Here is a 16,253-nt window from a genome sequence, read left to right as displayed (position 1 = left end):
CCCATCTTCTTAAAATAAATAGTTACCTTAATTTGATGTAAACGTCCCCATTGGGTTACATTTCAACTTGATATTCCAAAAATTATGGAGTTTAAGGGAGGGATGTCACATCTTGGTGATAATCAATCAAAATTGGCTCCCCATTCCCTGCCCGTAAATATCGCCTAAGAATTTTTTGAACATCATTGTTATCGTCCATAGGAATAATGTATTTATTATATTCCGTAAAGGACCCAAATACTTTTTTCCCGAGAATATATCCATAACCCTTGTACACTCCATTTTCTACAACTATTACCGATTTTTCATTCGCCTTTCTTCCAGCTGTCTTGATAATGTAAGTATTATTATCATCGGCTGTAGGCATCAAGGCATTTTCAACGCGTTTATTGTAGGCTTCCACAGTTTCCAAATCGCGACAAATACCATGGCATTTTTTTATATGAAAATGAAAACAGGCCCCTGAAATATGCTGTAGACTGCAAAACCGCGGACAAAGTCCATAGGTCTCGCACAGTTCCTCCAAAAAGGCCTTACATTCCCCTTGGTTGTAAAAACAGGCCAAAGGTGATTTTATGTTTCCCAATCGATCATAAAACAGATTTGTAATTCCGTTTTTATCCATCCTTGCGCCTATCCCATATCGGTATCCGATTCGTTTTTGAGCGCGATTGAATTTTGGTAGGTGTTTTTTTATTTCATCGGATTCCAACAATAAAGCCACCAACTCACTTCCCGTATGGGTATAATCTATATGGGCAGTTTCAAAACACAGTCGCATTTCCTTATGCGCCTTGCTGTAGAGATGGCTCAACACCCGTTGTTTAATATCCTTGGCCTTGCCTACATAAATGATTTTTCCCTGGGCATTTTTAAAATAATACACTCCAGTAACGTTGGGCAAGGAGGTTACTACAGATCTAGGCCATTGAGGAGGTACGCCTGCCTGCCCCGATTTTGGCCCCAGCATGAAATTAAAGACCCCGTCCGTGTCCATTGCCCAAAGTTTTTCCAGCAAGCCAACCGTGGCCTCCGCCTTGTCCTTTGCGGTTTGCACATGACCTGCATTAATGCCCAAATGGTTGCACATAGCCCCCAGACTATAGCTTTGTTGCCCGGGAATTAGTTTTCGGGACAATCTTAGTGTAGATATCTTCTTGCGTTTATATTCACCCCCAAGAGATGCCAATTCATTTTTTATACCGTTAAAGTTAAAATTGACATGATGTGAAATAAAAATGCAGTCCTGGGTGAGTTCTACAATTTCCATTGCCAATTCATAGAATTTAGGTGCGTTGTTCACCTTATCATTACTAATCCCATTACGACGGGATACCCTGTACCTAATGGATACTTCCGGATTTATCAAGGATGAGAATTCCTTCACCACACTTTCTCCATCGTGAACCAGGATGCAGATTTCCGTAATCCTGTTGTCCTCTCCCCTCAATCCTGTGGTTTCTGTTTCAACTATGGCGTACACTAAATATCTGAATTTTGGATAAAATTAGAAAAGTATAAGCCAACTGAATGGCTTTTCTTGTATTTAACGTTTACCATATACAAATTGGATCTTTGTCCTTGGTAGACCGTTACGCTCATAGATGATTAAAAAAGTAACGAACCTCATATTCGAATATGTCCAATGGAATCCTATGTGCCAGGTCCTGTCTAAGGGAAATATGGTAATCCGTATTTTCGGCAATTCTTTCCCCTATAAATTTCAAGGTGTCCTTTGGATCAACAACCTCATCCATTGCCCCTAGGACCAAACGCTTAAAGGATCGATCTGAACTGTTGTAATCCGGAATATTTTGAAAAACGGAACGCGTAACCAGAGCCGGATTGAACAATAGGGCCGGTTTTTTGAATGCAATGGACAAATAATACCCTGCAAAACCACCCATACTGCTACCCATTACAACATCTATTTTCCCATCTACAAATTGCCTTCTTAAATTTTCGATGCTGTTAACGTCAGATTCGTAGTCGATAGCCGGGGAATAAACGGTACCGTACTTTTCAAGAATTGTACTTTTTTCGTCGCTAAGGCTGCCGTTAAGTCCATGTAGATAGAGTATGTTCATTATATGGGTTGATTATCTTCTTTACTTCTTCTGTAAATTACGTATCTCCTTCTGCAGTATATCTGTCTTGTCCAGAGCTTCTTCAAGAGTAAGTCCCGCGTTCATACCAGGCCTTTGGTGACCTATGGAAGTGAGCCAGGCATCTTTCATTATTTTCTGACTTTCCTCTACAAGTTTCCATATTTCTGCACCATGATTAAATTGTGAAACCACTTCTTCAATGCCGTTAGCTTTGGATACTTCCACTTCCCCAAGATATAGAAGCAGTTGCTTGGCCATTATCCAATGCCCCGTATCATTGGGGTGCACACCGTCCTTAGCTAAAAAAAAGTCGTCATCGGAAAGTCGTTTATCTTCCAAGTATTTTTTCATTGGCCAATGAATATCAATAACTTTCCAGCCATCTGTATATCTTTTACTTATAATCCAATCTGCATAAATATCCAAGACATTGGCGTAGGCTTCTCCCTTACGCCCATCATAAATAGGAGGGGTAATATGAATTATTGGCGTACCATTTTTTATAACTTCCCCATTCAAACAATTTATTCCTTCCTTATACTTTTGGAAACGCCCTTCATCAAAAGGCAAATAAATACCATCATTCATTCCATAACAGGAAAATACCAAATCCGGTTTTGTATGCAAAAGGACGCGCTCTAAGCGCTCATGAAGATCTGGACGCGGAAATTTACCGTCTGCATGCCCTGGTTCCGAAAGACCTGAAACCGTTTCACTGGGCAAGCCTACATTAATAATTTCAAAATCCCGATCTGGGTATTTCAAGGTAAAATAGGTATCTATATAAGACACGTACTGCCCGGAATAGGTTATACTGTTCCCCAGAAAAAGTATTCGCTTAACATCTTGGGGGATTTCATAAGAATTTTGTGCCTTACCATGGAAATGAGACCCGATTAAGAAGAAGAGACATATTATTAAAAATTTGGTATTCATCATTTGTGTTCCATTTGTATGTTTAGATATTCGCTCCCTGTTTTTATCAATCCTAAGGATGTGTTGTATTTTTCTAGAAGGGGATTTTTATCTTTTAAAATCTTATTCCAAGATAACCAATGCAACTATCCAAGCCCTTAAAGAAAATGGTCTTAAAATACAGTTCGTACCAATACTATAATCAGCCCGATAACATATAGGGTGGTAAAAATCAACTTATTATATTTAGCCAACCAATTGGGAAGAAAAATGTCAAAATTATCCTTGTCCGAATCCGAATATTTCCTTGCCATGACCGTAAGGGGACAAAACATTTTAAAAATCAAAAGAACAATACCTTCCCCTATAATTAAGCCTATACCTACCCAGGTATATTTATCGACATCATCAAAAATTCCTGAATACAAAATATACAAAATCACGGCTACAAAAAATAGCCAGATCAGGGTGTGTACCCATTTGATTACGAGAAGCCGATTTGCTGGACTCATTTAAAAATTAATAAAATAATTGCTCCAAACATATACCTAGTTCTTGTAAAGGAGTACGGCTAGAATTAGTTGGATACAAACTTCAGTCCAATAATGGAACCAATTAAAGTGGTAATAAAGAACATCCTCCAAAAGGTGGCAGGTTCTTTAAATACTAGAATCCCCACCAGTACGGTGCCAACCGCACCAATCCCTGTCCATACGGCATAAGCTGTCCCTATGGGCAATTCTTGTGTAGCCTTGACCAACAATAACATACTTATCGCCAAACACAACAAAAAACCAATGTACCAATAGGAAGCTTCCATTCCAGTTGATTCTTTCGCCTTGCCCAAACAGGCTGCAAAAGCCACTTCAAATAGTCCGGCTATAATTAGAAAAATCCAATTCATAAATTCTCTTTAGTCATTGCCTATTGATCAAAATTCTCTATCGTTTTCCAACAGCAACATTTAATTACTCGATATTCACTATTGGTTCGGTCTTCAAATATCCCAACGACACCAAAAATTGATCCACTGCCGCAACAGTACTTTTGTAGGATTCAAAATCCTTATAATTGAAAAAACCATGGCCCTTGCCATCATATAATTTAAGATCGCACCTACTCTCCACTTTTTCCATTACCAATTTATAATATTCGGCGGTCACTACGGGAATCAAGTGGTCCTTTGTTCCAAGGAAAAGAATCGTAGAAGGAGCATCTTTTTTAATATTGTGAAGAGGCGAAAAGTCTTTGTAAGTCTCCCCAATTCTTTCATAACCATAACCTCCTGGACCATTATCTACAACAGGGTTAAAAAGTACCAGGGCGTTCGGGATACAATCTATGGACATATCATCGGCTGGGTCATTGTAGCCTTCAACCAAAGCCGTTGCGGCCGCTAAGTGTCCCCCGGCAGAGCCACCTGAAGCAATAAGCTTGGTACCATCTATATTAAATTTGGTCGCATTTTTTCTGATAAACCTTATGGCCGACTTAGCATCTTTAACGGATTCGAAGGGAGTTGTTCCATTTATTTTTGAGGTACGATAGTCTGCCAAAAAACAAACCACCCCCCTTTTGGCAAAATATTGTGCCTGATGCAGGAATTGGGATCTGTTGCCCCCTACCCAACCGCCGCCAAAAAAGAAAACCATGGCCGGGTATGACCTGGAGGATTCCATATTAGGGGGATAATGTACTTCCAAAAACAACTGGGTAGTATCCACCCTCTTATAAAGTATTTCTTCTTGGGAATTACAAATTTGGGTACTGAGGAGAGTACCAATTATTAGGACAATAAAGAAATTCAAACGCATTGACTGTTTTTTAGAAAGGCTAGATTAGGACAGTTACATTCATTAATTGAAATTATGGTCCTAAGATAGGAAATGCATTGTAAACCATATAGCTAAAAAATGATGTAGATAAGAATCGTCTTCATGAAGTTTGAAACCAAACCAAGATTATTGAGAAAACTCCACGCATCTAGCTTGTATATATCATCCAATTAAATATAAAATTGGAGTTCAATTACCATAATTGGATATACTAATCAACTTTCCCCATTCGCAAGCCAAGGCATCTGCTTGCATGGGAACGTGATTTCTACCAACCACCGCGAATATTTTTTTACCTTCACTTAAAAGGCTACTAATTAATTGTACCATATGTAGGTTACGGAACTCACTTGAAAATTTATTTATTTCATTCGTAAAAATCCCTCCTGTTTCCAACGAATTTCCAGAGGGTGTAAACCAAGCCGAAGGTGCCTGCCACCATTCTCCCTTATCACCCCAATACTTAATGTAAGCCTTTTCCAAGCCACTAATCGTAGTTATCGTATTTTCCAATTGGGGAATGGCATTTGCCTTGACCAACAATTTTTCCATATAATCAATGATCTGGTCCTTGTCCATTCCCAATGTTTCCCTGACCCGTTGCGCTTCACGCAATAAAAAGAAAAGTTTAATCTGGTCTATAGGAAATAAAGTGGACAGGTATTCTATTTCAGATATTGGACTTGGTTCAAGGGTGGACACCGGAATATTTTTTTCATTGGCCAAATACCGAACATAGCCAGATTCCCCCAAGTTTGCAATCGTCTCTTCCTTAGTTGACAGAATTCCCCTATTGGGCCCTTCAAATAGAGCAATATCAAATTTATCCGAATTCCATTTATCCACTATTTCCTGAAATTGAGGGTGGGATATGTCCTTGGAATGACTGGCCCCATAATACATCAGGGTTGCTATGGTAGCAGCATCCTTTAGTTCTATTTGCCATATAGTACTGTCCGTCTCCACAAAATCCGAATAATCCATTAAAAGATCATTACAGTCGCCTGGGATTTGAGCCCTAATTATGGCCAAGGACCCCATCAATAGTATTAAAACGAAGTATTTCATTGTATAATAATTTTCAATTTTTGTTCTAAATTTCAATAAGGTAAGCTAGCCATGCAGATCCAACTTCCATAAAATTCACTATTGTTCTCTAATACATTTACGAGGCAAGGGCGCAAATACAACCCTACCCTTTTCGGATGTAATGATTCTGCACTAACTGATCCAAAAAGACTTTTGAGGCTACCAAAGTAAATTCCAATTCTTTGGGAAGTACTGAAAACAAAGCACTTCCACCTCCCAATACTATGGGGATGGTTGTAATTGTTATTTCATCTATGAGATCTTCTTTTAAAAAATTCTGAATGGTAACCCCTCCATCAATGTATAGCCTATGGTATCCCTTGTTATGTATTTTCTCCAAGATTTGCACTAAGCTTCCTTTAACCAATTCGGCTTTATCCCTATATTCCTCAGCTATTGTATCCAAGGTCCTGCTCACTATAAAAATCGGTTTGGCATAAGGCCAATCCCCTTCAAAACCACAGACCGTTTCAAAAGTTTTTCGGCCCATTACAAGGGCATCCACCTGGCCCATAAATTTAGTATAACCCATATCCGATTGCTCGGGATTGGGAATTGCGGTAAGCCAATTTAATCCGCCATTTCTATCGGCTATATAACCATCCAAACTGGCCCCTATAAAAACCAAATTTCTTTTTTCCATAATTGTAAATATATAAATAAGGTGAAAATCCTTTCAAAGGAAAGTATCTTCAAGCTTCGATCATTACCAAACCTACTTTTTGTTTATCCTTCCCAAGGTCCAATCCAACACCTCATCACCGGGCGTCAACACTTCCTTAATGGTATTCCTAATAGGATGATCGGGCATAATACCTCTATCTGTAAATTCATAATCTTTAACCGCGGTATAATAGGCCATCAACGGAATCCCCAGTTTCATTTTGGAGTTCGGGAGTGTAACTATGGCAAAGGCACCACTATTATTCCCGTAATATCCGCCACCTGTTTCCTCCCCTATAAAGCTAACCCTATCCAGATGGTTTGCCACGGCACAGAATTCGGAAGTAACCGAGAAACAAGCTCCGTCTATCAATACATATATTTGCCCCTTAAATGGATGTTCCTTTGGTGTTTGTACCGCCAGGTTTCCGTTGTGCTCCCAACGAAACTCCCCATCCTCGGTTTGGGTGATTAAAGCCCTTAACTCATCATAACCTTCCGGTAATTGGGCATGGTCTACAAATGAAAATTTTTCATTGGTGGCTACTACCAATTTGTCATAATACCTAAAATCGACATTTACCAAATAGGACAACAGTAGTGACCCAAAGGCATCCTTTCCCCCTTCGTTTCCCCTCAGATCCAAAATTAAATTTTCAATATTTTTATCGTTGATCTCCGCAAAGGATTCTTTTAAAAATGCCTCAAAATTATATTTCTCCCCGTCCGGCCAGAAGGTACGTATGGTCATTAGGGCCGTCTTCGCGTTCTTGAACTCCAATTGATAAGGTGTGCTGTTTTGCTCTGCGGCATCATGCTCCAATACTTTTTGATAGGAAACCGAAGGTAACGCCATACTGCCCTTCCTCCCATGATGCTTATAGGTGATGTTAAATTCGTTGTGGGACTTGCCCTCATCCAAATAGAAATTGGAGAACAGGGCATTAAAATACCTGTTAAGCTCGTAGTACTTGAAGGTTTGATTATGTCCATCAGAAAACAGATTGTTCAACAAGCCTTGAATAATCTCCTCCATATCCATGCCATTGATAGAAGTTATTTCGGTACCAGGTTCCAATTTATTATCAGTATCATAACTATAACGTACATAGGCCTTGTTCTTGTCCAGAAAAAGTTTCAATTGAAATAGAGTATCCGTGTTGTAATAATACATAAAACCATTATCCTCAGAAGGTATTAATTTGGTATGCCCACATCCAATTTTAGCTAATGCCGGGTTCAGTATTTTATAAAACTCCTGTTGATTAAGTGGCTGATGAAGCTGCTTTTCAATAGCCTCAAAACTTCCATCCATTGATGATTTGGTTTCATAGCGGTAGATTCCAGGATGTGCCTCCTCCAATGCCGTCCTGAAAAGTTGAAAATCTTCCTTTAATTCCATAGGGTTATAGGCATTTTGGGCTCCGACAATCACGGTACTTATAAATAGTGCCATATTAAACACTAACTGTAACAACGTTTTTGATTTCATAGTTTTAAAATTTTAATGGGCCTTTCCTATACTTAGGGCTTATGGGCGACTTTACTTCCAGGTTTAGCTTTGGTATATATTAGAATTATTAGCTGTCTACAAAGATCTAACGATCTGGATTACCCAACAATCACACAAGAATGTGATTTTTAATACAACTCCTGGATTACGACCTCCAACTTCTCTAGCCCACTCAGTATGTATAATTTCCTTTCTGCCCTAAAGGTGGATTTTTTCACATATTTATGCTATTTCCAAGATGACCGACCAGAATTATATTTGTACTGTTATTCACCTTTGGAATTTTAGCAAAAGGAACTAAACGAAATTCTCATTGTAAATGGCACCCGAATCAAATGCAAAAGGGGTTTATTCATCAATCAATAAAATTCAATTAAACAAAAACAATCATGATAACATTATTTCAAATTCTGATAGACCTGTTAATAGAGCTTTGGATTACAATTATACTTTAATAGGTACTTGGATTCACCGGCACAGGAACTGGACTTCCGCAGTAACATAAAATTTCGGATTTTTTATATTTTGGATGTCCAATCTTTGCGTAATTTTATTATAAACCACCTGGCTGCATGAGCATAAGGATTCTTTGTTGTTTGCTATGTTTCCAAGCCTATTTATTTGGACAGAATTCCTACGTCTTTAACAGATTTTCAACGGCGGATGGTTTGAATACCAATAAAGTAAAATGTGTCTGGCAAGACTCCACTGGTTTTCTTTGGGTAGGCACCGAGGTAGGTATACAACGCTTTGATGGGAGAAAATTCATTTCCTTTGTAGGTCCCGAAAATTACCAGCTGCCACCTAGCATGGGGGTGGACCAAATTTTGGATGCCGGTAATGGCAATCTTTGGTTATTGCAAGGAGGCCAGGTGGGGAAATTCAACACAGTAGATTTTCATTATACCCCGGTACCTATTAGAAGTTACGGCAGCATTCCTCCAAGGTCGGAATTCAAGCTGTATATAGATAGTAAAAAGCAGGTATTTCTCTGCGCCTCCCAATATGGTCTTTTATGGTACGATGCCAAAACCAATGCTTTTGTGGAGTCCAATTTACCTATAAAAATCCCTAGAGGTTGGGGCGTTGGTTCCCTATATGAAGACAAGCAGAACGGAGAATATTGGATCTGCAGTGAACAGGGACTAGCGGTATACCGAAGTTCTAGTGACGAGGTCTTTCACCGGCTCAACAATCCTGAGAATATACCTTTACTGAACAACATAGCCATTACCAATTCGGGAGATTTTATTAAGGACAAAAACGGCACTTGGTGGCTAACCTATTGGGATTACAATCCACATCGGGAACACCCAGTTCTCCTCCATTTCGACCCGAAAAAAAATCAGTATCTAACCGATACCATAATAAGCCAAAAGGGGACAAAAAAATATACCGTTCTAAGGCAAATTTTGGAAACCAGTAGCGGACAGATATGGATAGGGGGAGAAAATTCCCTGTTGAGCTATGATAAGGACCTTCAAGGTTTTTATCAACATTTCAAAGGCAACCCTTTGGAGTTCGATATAAAATGCAATCAGGCAAGACATCTCTTTGAAGACAGGGAAGGCAATATTTGGTTGAGTACGGAAAATGGACTTTTTGTTATGAATCCCGATCAAAAGGACATATATAGCCTTGTAGTTATAGATGGTCTTGGCTTGGACTCCCCTGTAAATGCCATACTGGAAACCAAAGCCAAGGAAAATTGGATTGGAACATGGGGCAAGGGCATCCTATTTTATGATCAGCAATTCAACAAAATGGAAGGTAACCCCTTTACTGGTCTGGGAACCGAATCCTTCAAATTATATGCATCCATTTGGGACCTTCAACAACACAGTGAATCGGGACATATTTGGTCTGCCTGTCAGGGGGGCAGACTGGCTGTTTTTGATGCCAATACGAAAAAGGCATTACATTGGCTAAACCCTCCAATATTTAAAAATTCTACGGTACGGCAGGTAGAGGAGGATCACAACGGAAATCTTTGGTTTGGCACACAGGGCGGGCGTTTGGTTAAATGGAAAAAGAACGATCCCATTGCCGATAACTATTTTGAAGAACTACACAATTTCAACACTATCATTTACAGGCTCTATTTAGATCTACAGGGCCGATTATGGGTAGGAACCCACAAGCAAGGAGTATACGTACTTGATGTGGACACCAACAAAATCCTTTTTCATTTTAACACAGAGTTCAATGATAGTTATGGGATAATGGACAATACCATTTCTGATATCCAGCAATATAACGACAGTATTTTTTTTGTGGGTGCCGAGGCCTTGAACATTCTAAACATCAAAACGGCCGAAGTAAAAAAAATTACTTCTTACGAAGGGCTCTATGGTTCAAGGGTTTTGCAATTAATGATGGATAGGGAAGGAATAGCATGGATGATAACCAGCAATGGCCTTAGCAGTTATAATTATGAAAAGAACATAATAAGTTCCTATAGCAACCTTCATGGCGTAATCTATGCGGAAAAGACATATAGTGCAAAATGGATGATGCAAAACGGGGAGATATGGTTTGGCGGCGAGGATGTAGTTTTTGGCTTTTCGCCCGAAAAACTAAATTATAAGCAAAAACCTCCCAAGGTAAATATTACGGATTTTAAGCTCTTTAACACTTATATGCCACTGGATTCGATCATGGCCCAAAAAGAAATTGTATTCAATCATTATCAAAACTCGTTTACTTTTTATTTTTCCGCCCTGAGCTTTTCACAACAAAGAAAATTACAGTATTACTATCGCATTCCCGGAGTGAACAAAGACTGGGTCAAAGCCGAAAGGGATATGGCCGCCACCTACACCACTATGCCTTCCGGAAAGTATACTTTTGAAGTAAAATGCATGAACCTCCAGGGATTGGAACCGGACGAAATTACCAGTATCGATTTTAGGATACGCCCTCCCTTCTATCGTAGCTGGTGGTTTATTGCCTTGGTCCTCATTACTGGAACAGGCATAGCTTATTTAATCTACAGACTTAAGGTAAACCGCATCTTGGCCGTTGAAAACTTGAGGAACAAAGTGGCCAGGGACCTGCATGATGATATGGGCTCTACCTTGAGCACTATCAACATTCTGAGTTCCATGGCCAAAAGCAAAATGAACAGTGATACCGTAACCAGTAGCAACTACCTTTCCAAGATTACGGACAACAGCCAAAGAATGATGGAGGCCATGGATGATATTGTTTGGAGCATTAAACCTGACAACGATAACATGCACAGGGTTATTGCCAGAATGAGGGAATATGCTACCGGTATCCTGGAAGCCAAGAACATAGAGTTCGAATTTCAGGTAGAGGATAAAATAAACGATTTAAAACCGGATATGGAAGCCCGGCGCGATCTCTTTCTTATTTTCAAGGAAGCCATCAATAACATTGCCAAATACTCCCTTGCCAAGCGGGCAGAAGTGCAAATAACCTATAGGGACAAATGGCTCCAAATGCAGATCATGGATAACGGAATAGGGTTTGAACTTGAAAAGGTCGACAACGGGAATGGTCTGGACAATATGGTTAAAAGGGCTTCCAAAATGGGAGGAAAACTAAAAATTGACAGTAAACCAGATCTTGGCACCGAAATTGGTTTGACGGTTCCTGTGCGTTAGAGGACATTTTAACATATTTATGTGGTTTTGTCCTATGGATTTCCTGTCTAACTTTACAAAAAGCAACAATTATGATAAGGGTAGTAATATATGAGGATAATCCCCAATTTCGGGAAGGGCTTACCATGTTGATCAATGGTAGTGATGGGTTTTCCGTTTTGGCGTCTTACAAGAATTGCAACAATGTTGCCGAAGAGGTAAAAAAATGGTCGCCAGACGTCATTTTGATGGATATCAATATGCCCGGAACCGACGGCCTGGAAGGATTAAAAAAAATTAGGGAAGTGAACGCCGAGGTCAAGGTATTGATGCTTACCGTCTTTGACGACAACAAAAATGTTTTCGAGGCGCTAAGGAACGGGGCCAATGGTTATTTGCTAAAAAAGACCCCTCCTGCCAAATTATTGGAATATATTCAGGATGCCACCTTGGGCGGAGCTCCCATGACTTCCTCCATCGCCACCCAAGTGCTAAAAATGTTCCAGGTTATACCGCAGACCAAGAACCAGGACTATTGCTTAAGTGAAAGGGAAACAGAGGTACTACAACTTCTAGTAGATGGCTATAGCTATAAAATGATTGCTTCGGAACTTTTTATAGCTATTGATACAGTCCGATCACACATCAAAAAAATTTACGAAAAACTGCATGTAAATAGTAAGAGCGAAGCCGTTGCCAAGGCATTTAAGGATAAATTGCTATAACATATCCCGTTAAAAACCGTAAAAAATCCTCGAATTTCACATACATATGCGATTGTATAAACTGCGTTAGCTCACTTCCTTTGTCCTGAAAAAAAATTTGAAACAATAACTCAATATCAGGCAATGAAAACAAAATTTATCACTCTTTCAATTATTTTCTTAATGCTCCTTGGATGTTCCGATGATGACTACACAGAAATTCCTTCCAACACCTTGGAGGCGGACGCATATACCGAGAATCAAGGAGATATTTATGCCGGTCAAGCTGTTGTCCTGAACGGTTCCAAGTCTTTGGACAAGGCCGGAAAACCCTTTCAATACCTATGGAGATTCAAGGCTAAACCAGGTGGCAGTTTATCCGAGTTGACGGAAGAAACCACCGCCAAACCAAAATTTACTCCCGATAAGGCGGGGAACTATTCTGTGGAACTAAAGATTTTCAATACCGAATTTTATGATACGGATGAATTGGCAATCGCGGTAAAGGATGTAGAAACCCCACCTGTACAGGAAACCATAATCATCTCGGAGAATATTACGGCGCGTCGCCACTTGGCCAATGTCTTTGATGATCCCAACAAAATAGATTATTTAGTAACCGGCGACATTCATGTTACGGACCTACTAACCATGGATCCGAACGTAGTCATAGCCTTTGAGGAAAATACGGCCATGTATATAGACAACCCCGGCGCCATTATTACCACAGCCGCTGCAAGTTCCTTTACCACCTTCACCGGAAAGAATAAGGTTCCTGGGTATTGGAAAGGTTTGATCATAAACTCCAATAGTCCTTTAAACAAATTAGACCGGGTAACCATTGAATATGCGGGTGGGGCCATTGCCCAAGGAATGGAAGTCGCCACTAGCTTGGGCCTAGACAATGAAGGACGAGGACATCTAACCCTGGTCTCCTCCATTATCCAGTATAGCGCTGCATATTCAGTAGCAATTGAAGTAGGGGCTACATGGAATACGGAATCCTATAATGTCTATAGGAACAATAACAAGACCCTCCGGTTACCGGCATCGCAATTGGGGAGTTTATCCAGTTTATCGGAATTCCAAAATAATGCAGAGAACATTATAGATGTTATAGGTGACCGAATCTCTACCACCAGAGAAACCGTTTGGAGCGATCTATACAATAGCTCAGAAAACATGCAATACGTGGTAAAAGGGACTATAGAGGTGGTTTCCGGGCTTAGGATTTTGGAAGGCCTTGAATTATACATGGACAGGGATTCAGAAATAAATGTTACACAAAATGGTTATATAATTGCTCTTGGAAGCACTCAATACCCCATAAAGTTCCTTGGAAGGGAATCCGTTGACGGAGGGTATTGGAAAGGTATTTCCATAATGTCCGCCGACATGAAAAACGAATTGGACAATGTAGAAATACATAATGCCGGAAGTGAAATCATGGACGGCTTACAGTTCAAGACTGCCATTGGATTGGCAGGGGCCCATGGGGCAAAATTAAAGCTATTTAGCTCCAAAATTGTGGCCAGTGGCGGCAACGGAATTTACGTTGAAAATGGGGCGGAACTAGTACGTATAGACCAAATTAGGTTCCACGAAAACCAAGGTCCGGCCATTTCCATGGCTGCCAATCAGGTAAAAACTCTTAATTATGCCACAGCAATGGAATTTATTGGCAACGGACACGATGGGGTAGAAATTTTTGGGTCTCAATTGTTAAATCCGGATAGGAGTGAAACTATTTGGCCGGCCCTACACTTTGAAGCAAGCTATTTGGTTAGTGGTAATTTGAGCATTCAATCGGGATTAAAAATTCTTCCAGGAGCGATTTTCAAATTTGCCGAAGATAAGATGTTCGGGGTATTTCCCAATGGATATTTAATTGCCCAAGGCACAGCAAATAATAAGATTGTGTTTACTGGGGCCAGTACTACCAAAGGATTTTGGAACGGGATCCGAATTCAATCGACCAGCGCATTAAACCTAATGGACCATACGGAAGTACTCTATGCGGGTAAAACCGAAATGCCCGGAGTCTCTAAAATAGCAAGTATTGGCTTGGATGGGGACTACTGGGCCAATCTAACCATAAAAAATTCGAAAATTGCTCATGGTCATGGCTACGGAATTGCCTTTGAAAACCGTAACACCTCCATGAACTCGGATTATAATATGGTAAATGTTTTTGAAGATCTAACCCTTGGGAACGTTTCCCTACCCTAGAAGATTGGATAGGACATATAATAAATAAAAGGCATTAAACCTCAAAGCAAGCCTGTCTGACAAAGGCAGGCCCTGAACCCAACAATAGGAATCGACCCAAGGGTCGAGGTATTAAACCTAGATCCCGCCGAAAAAGGCGGGATTAGTTCAACTTGCAATTTTAAGTGCGTCTTACTGACTTCTCCAAATTAAATTTCACTAATAAATTTTAAGTATGGGTTGAAAAGGAATACAGATCAAAGATGTGATAAATGGCCCAATCGCAATGGCGAACCAATCAACTTCCACATAATTATGCGATTGTGGGCCATTGAACTCCAAACGATCTTTGTTACCATTATTAATCAAAAAAATATAGTCATGAAAGCATTTGATAATTACCGAAGAATACCTTCAGAATCCAATAAACATGTCTTCTTTTCTCAATTGAAATTTGGAAAAAGAAGTCAATGGTTAGCCTTAAGGCGCTTTACGGCAAGCCAATAACAATAATATAAAAATGCCACGGCCTCTTAAAAAATCTCTAAAACAAATGAAAAATGAAAAATCTAGGTATTGAATTTTATAGAAGATGTATATATGTCATCTACACAATTTTTCTCATCTATCTACTATTAACAGCAAACAAATAAAAAATATGGGTACAACATCAAAACTTAACTTGGCAATTGTATTTGCCATTCTATTAATGTCCTGTGACAAGGACACTGTAACCGCTTCCGAAGAAATAACTACAAAAGACTATGAATTCTCCGCTTATACCTCTTTGGAGGTAAACGATAATTTTAAGGTCTATATAAACTTCTCGGACACTGAAGAGAAATTGAGGGTTCAGGCCAACGACAACCTTCATAAGTATATCCTGGTAAACAAGGAAAGCAATAAGTTAACGGTGAAACTGGACAAGGTTCGGAGGATCAAAGGAAAGGAAACCTTAAATGTGTTTATTACTACCAAAAGTATAGACAATTTTACTGTTAAGGGAAATGCCAAATTGGAACTGGAAGATCCCTTGGAAACAGAAAACCTAAAAATCTATTTAAGTGGTAATGGTTTCTTTACCGGTGTCTTGGCTACAGAGAAGCTTGATCTGGTTTCTAGCGGAAACTGTATGATAGATTTCTCTGGCAGCGTAAAAAACATGGAAGTGGAACTTGACGGCAACTGTGAACTATCGGATTACGACTTGAGCGTTGAAACCTTAAAAATTGACCTTTCCGGTAATAGCAATGCTTATCTTACTGTAAACAATTCCATATCAATCGATGCCAGTGGCAATAGTGTACTATCGTATAAGGGCAGTGCCAACATTGCACATCAAAAACTTTCCTCTGGCTCCAAAATTGTAAAAAAGGGGTAATTGGTGGTTGCAGTTATTCGATGTAAATTAAAAAAGCAAGAAATCCACTGGTAATGTTCAGTTCAGAGTGTCTTTGGCAACTAACGGGAACTAACCGCCAAATGGTTAGAGTAGACCCATAATAGGAATCTTCACAATTCAAAGCCTATGCATTTTGCAAATATCAGCAAAGTGTATAGGCTTTATCAATGTGGTATTTCCATTAAAAGAAAGGTACCTAGCCTACACA

General features: G+C 39.6%; 13 protein-coding genes. 4 read left to right on the top strand and 9 right to left on the bottom strand.

The genetic code is table 11. The annotated features are described in order from the left end of the window. Positions 1–91: 91 nt before the first annotated feature. From U735_RS0107740 to U735_RS0107695, 9 genes are all read right to left on the bottom strand, one after another. Positions 92–1,483, bottom strand: coding sequence for an exonuclease domain-containing protein (locus U735_RS0107740; protein WP_034248095.1), 1,392 nt, complete (start codon positions 1,481–1,483; stop codon positions 92–94). 115 nt (positions 1,484–1,598) lie between these two features. Beyond that, entirely contained in the window at positions 1,599–2,087 is a 489-nt protein-coding gene (locus tag U735_RS0107730; protein WP_031443273.1) for a YqiA/YcfP family alpha/beta fold hydrolase, read from the bottom strand. 21 nt (positions 2,088–2,108) lie between these two features. Next, a complete protein-coding gene (locus U735_RS0107725; RefSeq protein ID WP_031443272.1) occupies positions 2,109–3,047 on the bottom strand; it encodes an SGNH/GDSL hydrolase family protein in 939 nt (312 codons plus the stop codon). A gap of 149 nt (positions 3,048–3,196) precedes the next feature. Continuing rightward, the gene (locus U735_RS0107720) at positions 3,197–3,535 is read right to left on the bottom strand and encodes a hypothetical protein (RefSeq protein ID WP_031443271.1); all 339 of its coding nucleotides are present in this window, start codon (positions 3,533–3,535) and stop codon (positions 3,197–3,199) included. A gap of 65 nt (positions 3,536–3,600) precedes the next feature. Continuing rightward, on the bottom strand, positions 3,601–3,927 hold the full coding sequence (locus U735_RS0107715; protein ID WP_031443270.1) for a DMT family transporter: 327 nt from the start codon (positions 3,925–3,927) through the stop codon (positions 3,601–3,603). A 64-nt stretch (positions 3,928–3,991) separates the two neighbouring features. Beyond that, a complete protein-coding gene (locus U735_RS0107710; RefSeq protein ID WP_051891911.1) occupies positions 3,992–4,837 on the bottom strand; it encodes an alpha/beta hydrolase in 846 nt (281 codons plus the stop codon). A 210-nt stretch (positions 4,838–5,047) separates the two neighbouring features. Continuing rightward, positions 5,048–5,926: a hypothetical protein gene (locus U735_RS0107705; protein WP_157365014.1), complete on the bottom strand. Its 879-nt coding sequence runs from the start codon at positions 5,924–5,926 to the stop codon at positions 5,048–5,050. A gap of 124 nt (positions 5,927–6,050) precedes the next feature. After that, entirely contained in the window at positions 6,051–6,590 is a 540-nt protein-coding gene (locus U735_RS0107700; RefSeq protein ID WP_031443267.1) for a dihydrofolate reductase family protein, read from the bottom strand. A gap of 72 nt (positions 6,591–6,662) precedes the next feature. Then, on the bottom strand, positions 6,663–8,102 hold the full coding sequence (locus U735_RS0107695) for a S41 family peptidase (protein WP_031443266.1): 1,440 nt from the start codon (positions 8,100–8,102) through the stop codon (positions 6,663–6,665). 593 nt (positions 8,103–8,695) lie between these two features. Between U735_RS0107695 and U735_RS0107685 the strand changes: the two genes are divergently transcribed. The 4 genes from U735_RS0107685 to U735_RS0107670 all read left to right on the top strand — a co-directional run bounded on the left by U735_RS0107685 (position 8,696) and on the right by U735_RS0107670 (position 16,024). Continuing rightward, the gene (locus tag U735_RS0107685; protein WP_031443265.1) at positions 8,696–11,752 is read left to right on the top strand and encodes a ligand-binding sensor domain-containing protein; all 3,057 of its coding nucleotides are present in this window, start codon (positions 8,696–8,698) and stop codon (positions 11,750–11,752) included. A 71-nt stretch (positions 11,753–11,823) separates the two neighbouring features. After that, entirely contained in the window at positions 11,824–12,456 is a 633-nt protein-coding gene (locus U735_RS0107680; protein ID WP_031443264.1) for a response regulator, read from the top strand. Between the two features lie 123 nt (positions 12,457–12,579). Continuing rightward, positions 12,580–14,664 carry a hypothetical protein gene (locus tag U735_RS0107675; protein ID WP_031443263.1) on the top strand — a complete coding sequence of 695 codons (2,085 nt, stop codon included), beginning with the start codon at positions 12,580–12,582 and terminating at the stop codon, positions 14,662–14,664. 637 nt (positions 14,665–15,301) lie between these two features. Then, positions 15,302–16,024, top strand: coding sequence for a head GIN domain-containing protein (locus U735_RS0107670; protein ID WP_031443262.1), 723 nt, complete (start codon positions 15,302–15,304; stop codon positions 16,022–16,024). Positions 16,025–16,253: the final 229 nt, after the last annotated feature.

Source organism: Arenibacter algicola, from assembly GCF_000733925.1.
GTDB lineage: Bacteria > Bacteroidota > Bacteroidia > Flavobacteriales > Flavobacteriaceae > Arenibacter > Arenibacter algicola.
Note: the sequence above shows the minus strand (reverse complement) of the source record. Positions and strands in the feature narration are given on the sequence as shown.

Bases quoted from the DNA above. Each gene is read 5' to 3' on its own strand.
- U735_RS0107730 (WP_031443273.1), bottom strand. From the start codon at position 2,087: ATGAACATACTCTATCTACATGGACTTAACGGCAGCCTTAGCGACGAA.
- U735_RS0107725 (WP_031443272.1), bottom strand. From the start codon at position 3,047: ATGATGAATACCAAATTTTTAATAATATGTCTCTTCTTCTTAATCGGG.
- U735_RS0107720 (WP_031443271.1), bottom strand. From the start codon at position 3,535: ATGAGTCCAGCAAATCGGCTTCTCGTAATCAAATGGGTACACACCCTG.
- U735_RS0107715 (WP_031443270.1), bottom strand. From the start codon at position 3,927: ATGAATTGGATTTTTCTAATTATAGCCGGACTATTTGAAGTGGCTTTT.
- U735_RS0107710 (WP_051891911.1), bottom strand. From the start codon at position 4,837: ATGCGTTTGAATTTCTTTATTGTCCTAATAATTGGTACTCTCCTCAGT.
- U735_RS0107705 (WP_157365014.1), bottom strand. From the start codon at position 5,926: ATGAAATACTTCGTTTTAATACTATTGATGGGGTCCTTGGCCATAATT.
- U735_RS0107700 (WP_031443267.1), bottom strand. From the start codon at position 6,590: ATGGAAAAAAGAAATTTGGTTTTTATAGGGGCCAGTTTGGATGGTTAT.
- U735_RS0107695 (WP_031443266.1), bottom strand. From the start codon at position 8,102: ATGAAATCAAAAACGTTGTTACAGTTAGTGTTTAATATGGCACTATTT.
- U735_RS0107685 (WP_031443265.1), top strand. From the start codon at position 8,696: ATGAGCATAAGGATTCTTTGTTGTTTGCTATGTTTCCAAGCCTATTTA.
- U735_RS0107680 (WP_031443264.1), top strand. From the start codon at position 11,824: ATGATAAGGGTAGTAATATATGAGGATAATCCCCAATTTCGGGAAGGG.
- U735_RS0107675 (WP_031443263.1), top strand. From the start codon at position 12,580: ATGAAAACAAAATTTATCACTCTTTCAATTATTTTCTTAATGCTCCTT.
- U735_RS0107670 (WP_031443262.1), top strand. From the start codon at position 15,302: ATGGGTACAACATCAAAACTTAACTTGGCAATTGTATTTGCCATTCTA.